This is a genomic window from Candidatus Methylomirabilota bacterium, from assembly GCA_035936835.1.
GTDB lineage: Bacteria > Methylomirabilota > Methylomirabilia > Rokubacteriales > CSP1-6 > AR37.
The window spans coordinates 78988-92910 of sequence record DASYVT010000069.1; the positions used below are offsets into that span (position 1 = coordinate 78988).

The 13923-nt window shown below is 67.6% G+C and carries 14 protein-coding genes; 8 read left to right on the forward strand and 6 right to left on the reverse strand.

Annotated elements, in window-relative coordinates:
- Window positions 1-132: 132 nt before the first annotated feature.
- The 6 genes from VGV06_06235 to VGV06_06260 are packed head-to-tail and all read right to left on the reverse strand — an operon-like array spanning window position 133 to window position 5710.
- Window positions 133-912: an alpha/beta fold hydrolase gene (locus VGV06_06235; GenBank protein ID HEV2054758.1), complete on the reverse strand. Its 780-nt coding sequence runs from the start codon at window positions 910-912 to the stop codon at window positions 133-135.
- 33 nt (window positions 913-945) lie between these two features.
- Complete coding sequence (locus VGV06_06240; protein HEV2054759.1) at window positions 946-1842, reverse strand: dihydrodipicolinate synthase family protein; 897 nt, start codon at window positions 1840-1842, stop codon at window positions 946-948.
- Between the two features lie 40 nt (window positions 1843-1882).
- Window positions 1883-2857, reverse strand: coding sequence for a dipeptide ABC transporter ATP-binding protein (locus tag VGV06_06245; protein ID HEV2054760.1), 975 nt, complete (start codon window positions 2855-2857; stop codon window positions 1883-1885).
- A gap of 9 nt (window positions 2858-2866) precedes the next feature.
- The gene (locus VGV06_06250; GenBank protein ID HEV2054761.1) at window positions 2867-3844 is read right to left on the reverse strand and encodes an ABC transporter ATP-binding protein; all 978 of its coding nucleotides are present in this window, start codon (window positions 3842-3844) and stop codon (window positions 2867-2869) included.
- Window positions 3845-3860: 16 nt separating this feature from the next.
- Complete coding sequence (gene ltaE / locus VGV06_06255) at window positions 3861-4898, reverse strand: low-specificity L-threonine aldolase (protein ID HEV2054762.1); 1038 nt, start codon at window positions 4896-4898, stop codon at window positions 3861-3863.
- A gap of 2 nt (window positions 4899-4900) precedes the next feature.
- A complete protein-coding gene (locus tag VGV06_06260; protein ID HEV2054763.1) occupies window positions 4901-5710 on the reverse strand; it encodes an outer membrane protein assembly factor BamD in 810 nt (269 codons plus the stop codon).
- Between the two features lie 93 nt (window positions 5711-5803).
- Here VGV06_06260 and VGV06_06265 point away from each other — a divergent pair, with 93 nt between their 5' ends.
- From VGV06_06265 to VGV06_06300, 8 genes are all read left to right on the forward strand, one after another.
- Window positions 5804-7054 (forward strand): [Fe-S]-binding protein, encoded by a 1251-nt coding sequence (locus tag VGV06_06265; protein HEV2054764.1) that lies wholly within the window; start codon window positions 5804-5806, stop codon window positions 7052-7054.
- 97 nt (window positions 7055-7151) lie between these two features.
- On the forward strand, window positions 7152-8426 hold the full coding sequence (locus VGV06_06270; GenBank protein HEV2054765.1) for an ABC transporter substrate-binding protein: 1275 nt from the start codon (window positions 7152-7154) through the stop codon (window positions 8424-8426).
- An 83-nt stretch (window positions 8427-8509) separates the two neighbouring features.
- Window positions 8510-9451: a sugar ABC transporter permease gene (locus VGV06_06275; GenBank protein ID HEV2054766.1), complete on the forward strand. Its 942-nt coding sequence runs from the start codon at window positions 8510-8512 to the stop codon at window positions 9449-9451.
- Window positions 9451-10296, forward strand: coding sequence for a carbohydrate ABC transporter permease (locus VGV06_06280; protein ID HEV2054767.1), 846 nt, complete (start codon window positions 9451-9453; stop codon window positions 10294-10296). The genes VGV06_06275 and VGV06_06280 overlap by 1 nt, the downstream gene beginning before the upstream one ends.
- A 325-nt stretch (window positions 10297-10621) precedes the next feature.
- Window positions 10622-12268, forward strand: a complete 1647-nt coding sequence (locus VGV06_06285; GenBank protein ID HEV2054768.1) for a ferredoxin--nitrite reductase — start codon at window positions 10622-10624, stop codon at window positions 12266-12268.
- Window positions 12256-13086 (forward strand): formate/nitrite transporter family protein, encoded by an 831-nt coding sequence (locus VGV06_06290; GenBank protein ID HEV2054769.1) that lies wholly within the window; start codon window positions 12256-12258, stop codon window positions 13084-13086. The genes VGV06_06285 and VGV06_06290 overlap by 13 nt, the downstream gene beginning before the upstream one ends.
- Window positions 13086-13709, forward strand: a complete 624-nt coding sequence (locus VGV06_06295; protein HEV2054770.1) for a bifunctional precorrin-2 dehydrogenase/sirohydrochlorin ferrochelatase — start codon at window positions 13086-13088, stop codon at window positions 13707-13709. The genes VGV06_06290 and VGV06_06295 overlap by 1 nt, the downstream gene beginning before the upstream one ends.
- A partial coding sequence (locus VGV06_06300) for an SAM-dependent methyltransferase (GenBank protein ID HEV2054771.1) occupies window positions 13702-13923 on the forward strand: 222 nt, incomplete at its 3' end. The genes VGV06_06295 and VGV06_06300, both read left to right, overlap by 8 nt.

Below are 13923 nucleotides of genomic sequence, written 5' to 3' on the forward strand. Positions count from 1 at the left end.
GTCCGCACGCTCAACGTACAGGAGTACGCCTCGCGTGCGGACTTCGGGCGCTGCCTCGCATCTGGACCCTTCTCGACGGCCCGGCCCCGAGGGCGCCAGTGACGCCGGAGGCGGACGTTTTTGAGCCGCCGATCAGGGGCTGTGCTTGCGGAGGAAATCCAGGCAGAGGTTGTTGAAGGTGGCGGCCTGCTCGATGAAGTGCATGTGGCCCGCGTCCGGGATCTTGGCGAGTTCAGACCCCGGGATCAGGGCGTGAAGATCCTCCGACGCCGACGGCGGCACGAGGATGTCCTCCGTGCCCGTCGTGATCAGGGTCGGCACGCGAAGGGAGGCCAAGCGGTCGCGCGTGTCGTGGGCGCGGATGGCCTCACCCTGGCGGCTGAGCCCGGTGAGACTCGTGGAGAAGGGGTACTCGAGGGCCCGCAGGATCCACGTCTCCACGAAGTCGGGCCGCTCGGCGAACGTCTTCCGGCTCAGCAGCCAGGGCAGGGAGAAGTGGGCGAACTCCTCCGTGTCGCCGCGGGCCTTCACGCGCAGGAAGTTGTCGATCACGAGCCGGCCGTAGCGGTCCACGCCGGAGGTGGTGCATTGGAGCTGGAGCGAGAGGACGCCCTCGGGGTGCCGGAGCGCCAGCTCCTGGGCGATCATCCCGCCCATCGACGCGCTGCAGACGTGCGCGTTCCGCACGCCGAGTTGGTCCATCAGGCCCACCACGTCGTCGGCCATTCCCGGGATCGTGTAGCGCGTATCCGGGGCGTCGCTCTGTCCGGCGCCGCGGTTATCGAGCGCGATCACGTCGAATTCGGCGGCGAGCGCGGGCACCTGGAAGGACCAGGCGGTGTGATCGCCGCCCCAGCCCATGAGGAGGACGAGCGACGGCGGGCGCGTCGGCCCAACGCGCTGGTAGAAGATCCCGACGTCACCGACCTGGAGCTTTGGGAGGGCTCAGGCTCCGACGGCGCGGAGGATCTCGCCGAGCTCGTCCAGCGTGCCCGCGTCCAGGGCCGGCGCCGGCGGGCGGACGCGCGACGAGTCGATCCAACCGCGGCGGCGGAGGATCTCCTTCCTGATGCCGACGGCCGTGCCGGGCGTTGAGCCCGGCTGGCTCTCGTAGCGGATGAGCGGCAGCCAGCGGTAGAAGAGCGCCCGGGCCTCGTCGCGGCGGCCGGCGACGAAGTGATCGCGGATTGCCTTGAGCGCCTCCGGGTAGGGGAAGCCGGTCATGGCGCCGTCGGCCCCGCGCGATAGCTCCTCGAAGAAGTAGACGCCCCCGAGCCCCCCGAATATCGCCACGCGCCGCGAGAGGAGCTCACGCAGCCGCGTGATCTTGGGCAAGGTCGGCGCCTCCTCGAGCTTGACCGCCTCGATCGCGGGGATCTCTCCGTACAGGCGGGCCATGAAAGCCGCTGGCATCGTCACCTGGGTCGTGACGGGCTCGTCCTGGAGCACGAGCGGGACTGCGGCCGCGTCCGCCACTGTCCGGTAGTACTCGGCCACCGCGTCGAGGTTCTTGAGGCCCGTCGGCGGGGCGACCATAAGCCCGTCGGCCCCGTGCTCCTGGGCCATGCGGGTGAAGGAGGTCGCGAGATGCGTGCCCGAGGCGGAGACGCCCACCACGACCGGCACGCGGCCGCGCACCTCCTTGACGACGCCCTCGACCACGCGCCGCCGCTCCTCGTCGGTGAGGCGGTGGGCCTCGCCGGCGATACCGAGTAGGGTGACGCCGGTGATGCCCGTGGCGAGGGCGGCTTCGACGAGACGCGGCATCCCTGAGGCGTCGAGCTCGCCGCCGTCCGTGAACGGCGTCGCCATGATATGGAAGACGCCCGACCACTCGATCATCGGATCAATTTCGCGGGAACTCGGGTCGAGCGGCCGGGAGTTACGCGCGGACCTGGCACGCGACCCAGTGACCGGGCGAGATCTGCTTCAGCACCTGCTCGTGCTCGGAGCAGGCCGGCACACGGATAGGGCAGCGCGTGTGGAAGCGGCATCCGGAAGGAGGATTGATCGGGCTCGGTACGTCGCCCTCGAGCAGGATGCGCTTGCGCTTGACCGCCGGATCGGGGATCGGCACCGCGGAGAGGAGCGCCTCGGTGTAGGGGTGCGTCGGGTTGTTGTACAGCTCCTTGGCCGGCGCGATCTCGACGATCTTGCCCAGGTACATGACAGCCACGCGCGTCGAGATGTGCTCGACCACGGAGAGGTCGTGGGCGATGAAGAGGTACGTCAGGTTGAACTGCTTCTGGAGGTCCTCCAGCAGGTTGATGACCTGCGCCTGGATCGACACGTCGAGCGCCGAGACCGGCTCGTCGGCGACGATGAGCTTGGGGCTGACGGCCAGGGCCCGGGCGATGCCGATGCGCTGCCGCTGGCCGCCGGAGAACTCGTGCGGGTAGCGGCGCAGGTGGTCGGAGCTGAGCCCGACCGTCTCGAGGAGGTGAACGACGCGCTCCTCGCGCTCCTTGCGGGTCTTGGCGAGCTTGTGGATCACGATCGCCTCGCCGACGATCGAGCCAACCGTCATGCGCGGGTTGAGCGAGGCGTAGGGGTCCTGGAAGATGATCTGCATGTCGCGCCGCAGATGGCGGAGCGACCGCTTGTCGAGCGCCGTGACGTTCTGTCCCTCGAAGGTGACCTCGCCCGACGTGGGCTCGATCAGGCGCAGGATGCAGCGCCCCGTCGTGGACTTGCCGCAGCCGGACTCGCCCACGAGGCCCAGCGTCTCGCCCTTCTGGATCGTGAACGAGACGTCGTCCACGGCGTGGACGCGCGCGACCTCCCGGGAGAAGAGCCCGCCGCGGATCGGGAAGTACTTCTTGAGGTTCTTGACCTCGAGGAGCGGTGTCTCAGCCATGGTTTTCCTCTAGTAAAGCCAGCAGGCGACCTTGTGCCCGGGCTTCACTTCCTTGATGACGGGATCCTTCTCGGTGCACACCGACTTCACGAAGGGGCAGCGCGGCGCGAAGCGGCAGCCCGGGGCGATCTCACCCCGGAGCGTGGGCACCGTCCCCTGAATCGTCTCCAGCCGGCGCCGCTCCGTCGCGGCCAGGTCGATTCGCGGGATGGAGCGGAGCAGCCCCTGCGTGTAGGGGTGCAGCGGCTCCTTGAAGAGGTCCGCGACCGAGGCCTCCTCGGCCACCTTGGCCGCGTACATGACCACGACGCGCTGGGCGGTCTCGGCGATGACGCCCATGTCGTGGGTGATCAGCATGACCGCCATCTTGAGCTTGCTCTTGAGCTCGTTCAGCAGCTCGAGGATCTGGGCCTGGATGGTGACGTCGAGCGCCGTCGTGGGCTCGTCGGCGATGAGGAGCTTGGGATTGCAGGACAGCGCCATGGCGATCATGATGCGCTGGCGCATGCCGCCCGAGAGCTGGTGCGGGTATTCCTTCACGCGGCGCTCGGCGTTGGGGATGTGCACGAGCTTCAGCATCTCGACCGTCTTGTCCATGGCCGCCCGCCTGCCCAGCCCCTCGTGAAGCCTCAAGGCCTCGGCGATCTGCTCGCCACAGGTGAAGACCGGGTTGAGCGACGTCATCGGTTCCTGGAAGATCATCGAGATTTCTTTGCCGCGGATCTTCCGCATCTGGCGGGCGGGCAGGTCCACGAGGTTCGTGCCGTTGTAGAGGATTTCGCCCTCGATGATCTTGCCCGGGGGCTGCGGTATCAGCTTCATGATGCTGAGCGCGGTCACGGACTTGCCGCAGCCGGACTCGCCCACGACCCCGAGGGTCTCTCCCTTCTCGATGTACAGGTCCACGCCGTCCACGGCGCGAACGATGCCCTCGTCGGTGAAGAAGTACGTCTTGAGGTTCTTGACGTCTAGCAGGCGCTCGGCCATATCGTGTGGGCTCCCGTTACCAGGGCTTCGTGATTTCGCGGAACGCGTCGAGGGCGCGGTCGATGTCCTCCCGGTCGACGTCCTTGTGGGTCACGCACCGGATGGCGCCGGGCCCGATCTGGTGGATCTTGACCTTGCGGGCCAGGCAGCCGGCGGCGAGCTCGGCCGACCCGCCCTCTCGGTCCACGTGGAAGATGACGATGTTGGTCTGGACATTGCCCAGGTCGAGCCGCACCCGCGGCATCCGGGCGAGGCCGCCGGCCAGCGCTCTCGCGTTGGCGTGGTCCTCGGCGAGCCGGTCCACCATGCTCTCGAGCGCGATGAGCCCGGCTGCGGCGAGCACGCCCACCTGGCGCATCCCGCCGCCCAGCATCTTTCTCACGCGACGGGATCGCGCGATGAAGTCGCGGGACCCGCAAACGAGAGAGCCGACCGGCGCCGCCAGGCCCTTGGACAGGCAGAAGGTGATCGAGTCGACGGTCCGCGCGAAGTCGGCGACCGGCCGGCCGAGCGCCACCGCGGCGTTGAAGATGCGCGCGCCGTCGAGATGCACCGGGACGCCGTGGGCGCGCGCTGCCGCCGCGACGTCGGCGATCTCCTCGGGCGTGCAGCAGGTGCCGCCGTGGCGGTTGTGCGTGTTCTCGAGGCAGACGAGACCGGTCGCGGGGATGTGGATCTTGCTCGGCCGCACGCTGTCGCGGACCTGGCCGGCGGTGAGGAAGCCCCGCTCGGTCGCGATCGGCAGGGTCTGCACGCCGCCGAACACTGCGGCGCTCGCGCCCTCATAGTTGAAGATGTGCGAATCGCGGTCGAGGACGATCTCCTGGCCGTGGCGCGTCTGCGCGAGCACGGAGACCAGGTTGCCCTGGGTGCCGGAAGAGACGAAGAGCGCCGCCTCCTTGCCCGTGAGGCGAGCGGCCAGATCCTCGAGGCGCTGGACGGTTGGGTCCTCCTCCCACACGTCGTCGCCGACCTCGGCGCGCGCCATGGCCTCGCGCATGGCCGGCGTCGGCAGCGTCAGCGTGTCGGAGCGGAGATCCACGATGTCGTGCATGGCTAGTTCGAGGCCGCCGTCCGCAGCCGTTGGCTCGCCCGGCGTCCCCACTCGGTGTAGGCGTACTCGTCGGCCAGCTTCCTGAACATCTGCTGCGCCTCCTCGGTCCGGCCCTCGCGCGCGTTGATGTCGGCCAGCCGGTAGAGCGCCTCCGGAACGATCAGGCTGCGCGGATAGTCCTTGAGGACGCCCTCAAGCCGCTGGCGCGCGGCGACGGGGTTGTTCTCGTTCTCGAGGTAGTACGCCGCCACCCAGAGCTCCTTCTGGGCGAGACGGCCGCGGCAGATGTCGATCTTGGCCAGAGCATCGGAGGCGTAGCGGCTGTCGGGGTACTCGCGCACCAGCTTCCTGAACTGCTCCATCGCCTTGACCGTCAGGCCCTGGTCCTGCTCGACGGGCTTCATCTGGTCGTAGTAGCTCATGGCCAGGCGGAACTGGACGAGGTCGGAGATCTCGAGACGCGGGTAGAACGACATGAAGCCCTCGAACTCCTTGATCGCCTTGTCGAACGTGCCCTCGCGAAAGTACGTTTCGCCGATGAGGAAGCGCGCCTTCGCGGCGTTGTTCGACTGCGGGTGGCGCTCGACGATCTTCTGGAAATTGGCCCGCGCCGCCGCGTAGTTCTTCTTGCTCATCTCCTGCTCGCCCGCCTGGTAGAGGTCGCCCGCGGGCAGGAGCGCCTGGGGCTTTTGGCGGAACATGTCCTCGATGGTCGCGCAGCCGCCCAGGCCCACCGCGAGGGCGAGCGCGCAGGGCGCCGCGGCGCGGCGGATCAGGCTAGAAATGTGCGTCGAGAGGGGGTTCTGTGCCAAGAGGTTCAGTCCAATTGGGCCCCAGTTTTACGGTCAGAGTCCGCCAAAGTCAAGGACGTTGACAGGGTCCGGGGCCGCCAGTATCATCCCGCCATGCCGCTGCCCAGTATGTACCGGGTGAGGCAGTCCCTCCACCGCCAGCGCTTGGCCGACATCCCCGCCGGGGTGCGGACTGCCATGGCCGAGGCCCGGCTGCCCGTCAAGCGCGGAGACACCGTGGCTGTCGGTGCCGGCAGCCGCGGCATCGCCAATATCGCGGTCATCGTCCGGGCCGTGGTGGACCATCTGAAGGAGCTCGGCGCGAAGCCTTTCGTCTTCCCCGCCATGGGCAGCCACGGCGGCGCCACGGCGGAGGGACAGCTCGAGATCCTGGCGCACTACGGTATCACGGAGGCGACCATGGGCTGCCCGCTCAGGGCCAGCATGGACGTCGTCCAGGCCGGCCTGGCCCTCGGCCTGCCCGTCTGGTGCGACAGGATCGCCTCCGAGGCCGATTGGATCGGCGTCGTCAACCGCGTCAAGCCGCACACGGACTTCAAGGGCTCCATCGAGTCCGGCCTCTTCAAGATGATGACGATCGGGCTCGGCAAGTACCACGGCGCGACCCAGTACCATCGCGCCAACGTCAGCCACGGCTACGAGACGGTCATCACCGCGGTGGGGCGCGAAATGCTCGCCAAGGCGCGGATCGGGTTCGGCCTCGGCGTTGTCGAGAACGGCTACGACGAGACAGCCAAGGTCGAAGCCTTCAACGCGGAAGACATCGAGGCGGGCGAGCGGCGGCTGCTCAAGGACGCCCGCGAGTGGATGGCGCGGCTGCCGTTCTCGCCGATCGACGTGCTCGTGGTGGAAGAGATCGGCAAGAATATCTCCGGCTCCGGCATGGACACCAACATCATCGGGCGCCCGTCGAACCCCCACGAGCCCTTCCCGAACGACCCGAAGATCCTCTGGATCGTCGCGCTCGACCTGACGGAAGACAGCGGCGGCAACGCCACCGGCATCGGCAACGCGGACTTCACCACGCGGCGGCTGGCCGAGAAGATCGACTGGAAGAAGACCGCCATCAACTGCCTCACGGCCTGCGCCCCCAACGGCGCCAAGCTCCCGCTCACGTTCGACTCGGACCGCGAGGCCGTCGACAGCGCGCTCAACTGCATCGGGCTGACGAAGCCTGAGCAGGCGCGGGTCATCCGGATCAAGAACACGCTCATGATCGGGGAGATCGAGTGCTCCGAGGCCTACCTCCCCGACATCAGGAAGCATCCCGCCCTCGAGATTCTGGGGGAGGCAAGGCCGCTCGGCTTTGACGCCGCGGGCCAGATCGTTCCGCTCGGCCACTGAGCCGGCGGGCGTACACACGGTTCCGGGGTTTGGGGCGGCCTCCGCGGTCACGCGCGGGGGTCGCTCGGCCGCTCTCAACGACGAGAAGGAGGAACACATGAATCGAGTCAGTCGCCGCCAGTTCCTGACCACCAGCGCCGGTATTGCGGGCATCCTTGCCGCGGGCGTGCCGCCCGCGCGAGGCCAGCAGCGGGAGATTTCCTATCTCTGCTGGAACAACTTCGCCCCCAATTCGGACAAAAAGCTGGCCGAGATCGGCCAGCGCTTCACCAAGGACACGGGCATCAAGCTCAAGATCGATCATGTCTCGCACATGGGCCCGCAGCAGTCCAAGTACGCCTCCGAGGTGCAGACCCAGGCGGGCCACGACCTCGTCGAGATGCGGATGCATTTCCCGTGGTTGTACGAGCCCCAGCTGGTCGACGTCTCGGACGTCGTGACCGAGCTCGAGAAGAAGTACGGCAAAGCGCTCGGCTCCTCGTACGAGGGGGCGCACGTGAACGGAGTCTGGCGCGCCGTGCCCCAGTATCACGGCATGTTCGTCGCCACCTATCGGGAGGACCTGTTCAAGCAGGCGAGCCTCAAGGTCCCCGACACCTGGGAGGACCTCTACACGGTCGGCAAGGAGCTCAAGAAGATGGGGCATCCGGTCGGCATCCCCATCAGCCAGAACTACGATTCGATCTCGACGGCGGGACCCGTGCTGTGGTCGTTCGGGGGCATGGAGGTGGACAAGGACGGCAAGACCGTTCGCATCAACTCACCGGCCACCGTCCAGATGATCGAGTGGTACAAGAAGATGTTCCGCGACTGCATGGAGCCCGAAGTGCTCTCGTGGTCGGACGCCAGCAACAACGAATCGATCCAGCAGGGCAAGGCGGGTTGGATTCATAATCCGGTCAGCGCCTACATCGTGGCCAAGCAGCGCAAGCTCGTCACCGCCGACGGCATCAATCATCACCGGAGCTTGGGCGGGCCCTCCGGCCGCCATGAGACCGACACGCCGCGCCACATCGGCATCTGGAAGTTCTCGAAGAATGTCGAGCCGGCCAAGGAGTGGATCCGCTACCTGCTCGGCAAGCGCGAGGTCTACGACGAGTACATCATGTCCGGGGATGCCTTCAACCTGCCGACCTACGAGAAGCTGCAAGACCACCCGGTGCTCCGGACCGACCCCAAGTACGCCGCCCTCAGGGGCGAGGGCGTGCAGTACCACACCTACGGGTGGCCGGCGCCGCCCTCGGACAAGGTCCAGCTCATTACCAACACCTACCTCTTGCCCAACATGATCGCCAAGGCGGTGACCGGCACCTCGACGAAGGACTCGATCGCCTGGGCCGAGACCGAGATGAAGAAGGTCCTTGCTGGGTGAGCCGCAGCCCGTTGGGGGAACCGCAGCCGCAGGCGAGGCGACCACGAGAGCAACGAGGCGAACGGATATGGTAATCGGCTAGCATGGCGATTAGAGCCGACGAGATTCCTGTTTCGCGCGGCCGCCCGCGCGGAACCGCGCGCGTGAGCGGCTGGCTCGATCGAGAGCGGATCCTGGGGCCGGTGTTCGTGACACCGGCCCTGCTCCTGCTGCTCCTCCTGGTCGCCTATCCCTTCGTGATGGCGGTGTATTTCTCTCTCTCCAACGCCTTCATCGGCCGGCCGAGCGAGTTCATCGGCATCAGGAACTTCGTCCGGCTGTGGGACAGCGACGCCTTCCGCCAGACCTTCCAGAACGCCTTCGTATTCACCGGCGTCGCGGTCTTCTTCAAGATCGTGATGGGCATCACCCTGGCGCTCCTGCTCAACGAGCAGCTTTGGTTCAAGCGGATGATCCGCGGCGCGGTGCTCCTGCCCTGGGTCATCCCGACCGCGCTGTCGACGCTGGGCTGGTGGTGGATGTTCAACTCGCTCTACAGCGTGGTCAACTGGACCGGCATCGCGATCGGGCTCATGGACCCGCCGGGGCCCAACTGGCTCGGCCAGAGGTACTACGCCATGGCCGCGGTGATCACGGTCAACATCTGGCGCGGCCTGCCCTTCTTCGCCATCAGCATCCTGGCCGCGCTCGTTGCCATCCCGAAGGAGCTGTACGAGGCGGCCGAGGCCGACGGCGCCAATGCCAACGCCCGCTTCTGGCACATCACCCTGCCCTTGCTCAAGCCGGTCCTCGCCGTCGTCGTGCTCTTCTCCACCATTTTCACGTTCAGCGACTTCAACATCGTCTATGTGCTGACCCGCGGCGGACCCATCAACTCCACCCACCTCTTCGCGACGCTGTCGCGCGTGCTGGGGATCGACACCGGGCGCATCGGCGAGGGCGCGGCGGTCTCGCTCTATCTCTTCCCGCTGCTGGTCTTCGTGGTGTGGGCGCAGCTGCGCTTCGTGCGGAAGCAGGCCTACTGATGGCGGTGGCGAAGCGCCCTCTGCTCAGCAAGACGATGCGGCATTTGGCGCTCCTGCCCTTCCTCGTGTTCGCGCTGTTCCCCTTCTACCACATGACGCTGACCTCGCTGAAGCAGGACAAGGAGCTCTACGACCGGCACGCCGTGCCGCTCATCATCCGCCAGGCCCCGACGCTCGAGCACTACAGCAAGCTGATCTGGGAGACCGAGTTCCTCACCTGGACCAAGAACAGCCTGCTCGTGACCATACTCGCCACGACCGCGTCCGTGGCCATCGGGACCGTCGCAGCCTATGCGCTGGCCCGGCTCAAGTTCTTCGGCGTGAGCACCTTCGGCACGGGCATCTTCGTGACGTATCTCGTGCCCACGACGCTCCTCTTCCTGCCGCTGGCGCAGGTCGTGAACTGGGTCGGGCTGGGCGACTCCAAATGGGCGCTCGTGCTGACGTACCCCACGTTCCTGGTGCCGTTCTGCACCTGGCTCCTCATGGGGTACTTCCGCACCGTCCCGAAGGAGGTCGAGGAGTGCGCCATGGTCGATGGGGCGACGCGCATCCAGGCACTCTGGCGCATCGTGCTGCCCATCGCGGTCCCCGGCCTCGTCTGCGCCACGCTCTTCGCCTTCACGCTGTCGTGGAACGAGTTCATCTACGCATTGACCTTCACCTCGTCCTCCGACCAGATCACCGCCAGCGTGGGGGTCACAAGCGAGCTGATCCGGGGAGACATCTACTACTGGGGCGAGCTCATGGCGGGCGCCATCCTGGGCTCCGTGCCCATCGTCATCCTCTACGTCTTCTTCCTCGACTACTACGTCTCCGGCCTCACGGCCGGGGCTATTAAGTAGTCGCAGGCAGCCAACCGGGACACGCGGGCGGCCGGATCGCCCTGTCCGTCGGCGGCGCCACCGCCTTCTGACTGAGCAGTTTCCTCCTCCTGCTTGGTCATTCAGCAGCCACGCCTGCCTCTCTCACCAGGCCCGACGGCGTCGAGGATCCCTTCCCGTCATGCTTTCCCTGCACTTGCGCATCATAGGCGGAAGTTGGTACGAGGGTTGCTTCCCCTGAGCGTAACGGTCTGAAAGAACACTTGGCCCACTGGGGCCGGGTGAGTAGGCAACGGCGCCTGTCCATCGCGGACGGCGCCTTTTTTTTCAGTCGTCAGGGAGGGCCATGAACAAGATCGAGGAGCTGAAGGGGCAGAAGGACGGGCTCGATGTGGGCGCCGACATTCCGCGCTATGCCCGGCTCGGAGTCGAGGCCATCGAGGAAGGCGACGTCGACCGTCTGAAGTGGTGGGGTGTGTTCCTCCGGAAGCAGACACCCGGCTACTTCATGATGCGCCTTCGCATCCCCAACGGTGTCGCCAACGCGGCCCAGCTCCGCACGATCGCCGCCATCGCCAACCGGGTCGGCCGCGGCCTCGCCGACATCACCACGCGGCAGCAGGTGCAGCTGCGATGGATCCGGATTGGCGACGTGCCGGACATTCTGGACCAGCTGCTGGACGTCGGGCTCGTCACCCTCCAGACGGGCATGGACAATATCCGCAACATCATCGGCTGCCCGGCGTTCGGCCTCACGCCCAGCGAGCTCCTCGACGCCTCGCCGGCGGTCCGCGCATTCACCGCCATGTTCGTGGGCAGCAAGACCTACACCAACCTCCCGCGCAAGTTCAACGTCGGCATCACCGGCTGCCGGGAAAACTGCACGCACGCCGAGACCCAGGACATAGCCCTGGTGCCGTCCCTGAAGAGCATCGGGCTGGAAGAGGTGAAGGGTTTCAACGTGCTGGTCGGGGGCAAGAACGGCTCCGGCGGCTACCGCGTGGCCTCGCCGCTCGACGTGTTCGTGCGCCCCGAAGAAGCGGCGGAGGTGTGCTCCGCCATCGTGCTTGTCTTTCGCGACCACGGCTCCCGCGAAGCGCGCAACAAGGTGCGGCTGGCGTTCCTGCTCGAGGCCTGGGGCGAGGCCCGGTTCCGCGAGATGGTGGAAGCGCGGGTCGGGCGGCGGCTCGAGAAGGCAGGCGCGGACCAGCGTCTCGCCCAATCGACCGATCACGTCGGGGTCTTCCGCCAGAAGCAGCCCGGGCTGAACTACGTCGGCCTCCTCGTCCCGGTCGGGCGGGTGACCGGCGACCAGCTCGCCGAATTGGCGCGCCTGTCCGAGGAGTACGGCTCCGGCGAGGTGCGATTGACCGTGGACCAGAACGTGATCATTCCCCACGTGCCTGACGCCAAGGTGGGGAACCTCACCGTCGAGCCGCTGGTCAAGAAGTTCCGCTACGACCCGTCCGGCGTGCTGCGGGGGCTGGTCAGCTGCACCGGCATCGAGTTCTGCAACCTGGCGGTGATCGAGACCAAGACCCGGGCGCTCAAGATCGCCAAGGGGCTGGAGTCCAAGGTGCCCGCGACCAAGTCCGTGCGGATCCACTGGTCGGGCTGCCCGGCCGGCTGCGGCAACCACACGGTCGCCGACATCGGGCTCTTGGGCACGAAGACCAAGGTGGACGGGAAGGTGGTCGACGCGGTGGACATTTTCATCGGAGGCTCCTCGGGCCCCGAGGCGACCCAAGGCGTCAAGATGCTCGAGAGCGTGCCGTGCGACGAGCTGCCGCAGGTGCTCGAGGGGCTGGTCCGCTTCGGCGAATTCGCCAAGGTGAGGCGCCAGATCCGGCTGCTTCAGCCCGCCCCGGCGGCCGTCCCGACGCCCGAGCAGCTCGAGCCACTACCACCGCCTCGTGCCCCAAGGGTCGGGGTTCACCATCCAGGAATAGCCTCAATCGACTCGAGAAAGGAGCCACGCGGATGTCATACGTGAAGCCGGATGCGGTGCTCGAGCAAATGGTGCAGGCCGGGGCCACCAAGGCCCGGCTCGCCCCGAGGGACCTGCTCGTGCGGGGATTCCTCTCGGGGGCCCTCCTGGGTTTCGCGACTACCCTGGCGTTCACGGCCACGCTGCAGACGCGCGTGGGACTCGTGGGCGCGCTGGTCTTCCCGGTGGGTTTCGTCATGATCGTGCTGCTGGGGCTCGAGCTGGTCACCGGCAACTTCGCCGTGCTTCCCCTCGCGCTCCGCGAGCGGCGCATCGGCCTCGGCGAGCTCCTGGGCAACTGGGGGCTGGTCTTCGTGGGCAACCTGGCCGGCAGCCTGTTCTACGCCTGGCTCTTCACACTCACGGTGGCGCCCGACTCCGAGATGGCGCGCCAGCTGATCGCCGTGGCCGAGGCGAAAACGCTGGGCTACGCGAAGCTGGGCGCCCACGGTGCCGCCGTCGCCGTGGCCAAGGCCATCCTCTGCAACTGGATGGTGACGCTGGGCGTTGTGATGGCGCTCACCTCGCAGTCCACCGCAGGGAAGATCGCAGCCATGTGGCTGCCCATCCTGACCTTCTTCGCCCAGGGTTTCGAGCATTCCGTGGTCAACATGTTCGCCATTCCCGCCGGCATGCTGATGGGCGCCGGCGTGAGCGCGCGCGAATGGTGGCTGTGGAACCAGATCCCGGTCACGTTGGGGAACATCGTCGGCGGCCTGGTGTTTACGGGCATGGCGCTGCAGTTGACCTATCGCAAGCGCGCGGCTCCCGCCGCCTCGATTGTGCCCGCGGCGATGCGAGAGGAGATGGCCCCGGGGCGCTGATGGGCTATTACCCGATAAGCCTGGACTTGGTCGGCCGCCCCTGCCTTGTCGTCGGCGGCGGCGACGTCGCGGAGCGCAAGGCCGCGGGCCTCGCCGAGGCGGGCGCGCGCGTCACGGTCGTCAGCCCGTCGCTGACGCCGGCGCTCCTCCGGCTGGCGACCGAGGCGCCGCTGCGCTGGCGGCCGCGCGAGTACGCGGCAGGTGACGCGGCGGGCTTCATCCTTGTCATGGTCGCCACCGACGATCGTGCCGTGAACGCGGCGGTGGCCGCCGAGTGCCGGGAGCGCGGCATCTGGGTGAACTGCGCCGACGATCCCGCGCGCTGCGACTTCATCCTGCCCTCGGTGCTCCGCCGCGGGGCGGTGACCGTGGCCGTGTCCACCGGCGGCCAGAGCCCCGCCCTTGCCCGCCTCCTGCGCGAAGACCTGGACGCGCTCCTGCCGAGGGACGTCGTGCTGCTCACGGAGGTCATGGCCGACGTGCGGCGCGCGCTCCGCGAGGGCGGCGTGTCGCTCGACGCCGAGCGCTGGCGGCAGGCTCTCGACGGCAAACTCCGAAGCCTCGTCGCGGCGGGAAGGACGACCGAAGCGCGGACGCGTCTCCGGGAGCGGCTCGGTGTCTAGCGGGCGCGTCGTCCTGGTTGGCGCCGGCCCCGGCGACCCGGAGCTCATCACGCTCCGCGGCCTGCGCTGGCTCCGTCGCGCCGACGTGGTCGTCTACGATCAGCTGACCGCCTCCGAGCTGCTCGACGAAGCGCCCGAAGGCGCGCTCAGGATCTTCGCCGGCAAGTCGGCGGGGCGGCACTGCCTCGAGCAGTCGGCCATCAACGCCATCCTG

What these genes read in the sequence shown, in the direction of transcription:
- VGV06_06240 (HEV2054759.1), bottom strand. Translation starts at nt 1,842, where the DNA reads ATGATCGAGTGGTCGGGCGTCTTCCATATCATGGCGACGCCGTTCACG.
- VGV06_06285 (HEV2054768.1), top strand. Translation starts at nt 10,622, where the DNA reads ATGAACAAGATCGAGGAGCTGAAGGGGCAGAAGGACGGGCTCGATGTG.
- VGV06_06245 (HEV2054760.1), bottom strand. Translation starts at nt 2,857, where the DNA reads ATGGCTGAGACACCGCTCCTCGAGGTCAAGAACCTCAAGAAGTACTTC.
- VGV06_06270 (HEV2054765.1), top strand. Translation starts at nt 7,152, where the DNA reads ATGAATCGAGTCAGTCGCCGCCAGTTCCTGACCACCAGCGCCGGTATT.
- VGV06_06275 (HEV2054766.1), top strand. Translation starts at nt 8,510, where the DNA reads ATGGCGATTAGAGCCGACGAGATTCCTGTTTCGCGCGGCCGCCCGCGC.
- VGV06_06265 (HEV2054764.1), top strand. Translation starts at nt 5,804, where the DNA reads ATGCCGCTGCCCAGTATGTACCGGGTGAGGCAGTCCCTCCACCGCCAG.
- VGV06_06280 (HEV2054767.1), top strand. Translation starts at nt 9,451, where the DNA reads ATGGCGGTGGCGAAGCGCCCTCTGCTCAGCAAGACGATGCGGCATTTG.
- VGV06_06250 (HEV2054761.1), bottom strand. Translation starts at nt 3,844, where the DNA reads ATGGCCGAGCGCCTGCTAGACGTCAAGAACCTCAAGACGTACTTCTTC.
- ltaE (HEV2054762.1), bottom strand. Translation starts at nt 4,898, where the DNA reads ATGCACGACATCGTGGATCTCCGCTCCGACACGCTGACGCTGCCGACG.
- VGV06_06295 (HEV2054770.1), top strand. Translation starts at nt 13,086, where the DNA reads ATGGGCTATTACCCGATAAGCCTGGACTTGGTCGGCCGCCCCTGCCTT.
- VGV06_06290 (HEV2054769.1), top strand. Translation starts at nt 12,256, where the DNA reads ATGTCATACGTGAAGCCGGATGCGGTGCTCGAGCAAATGGTGCAGGCC.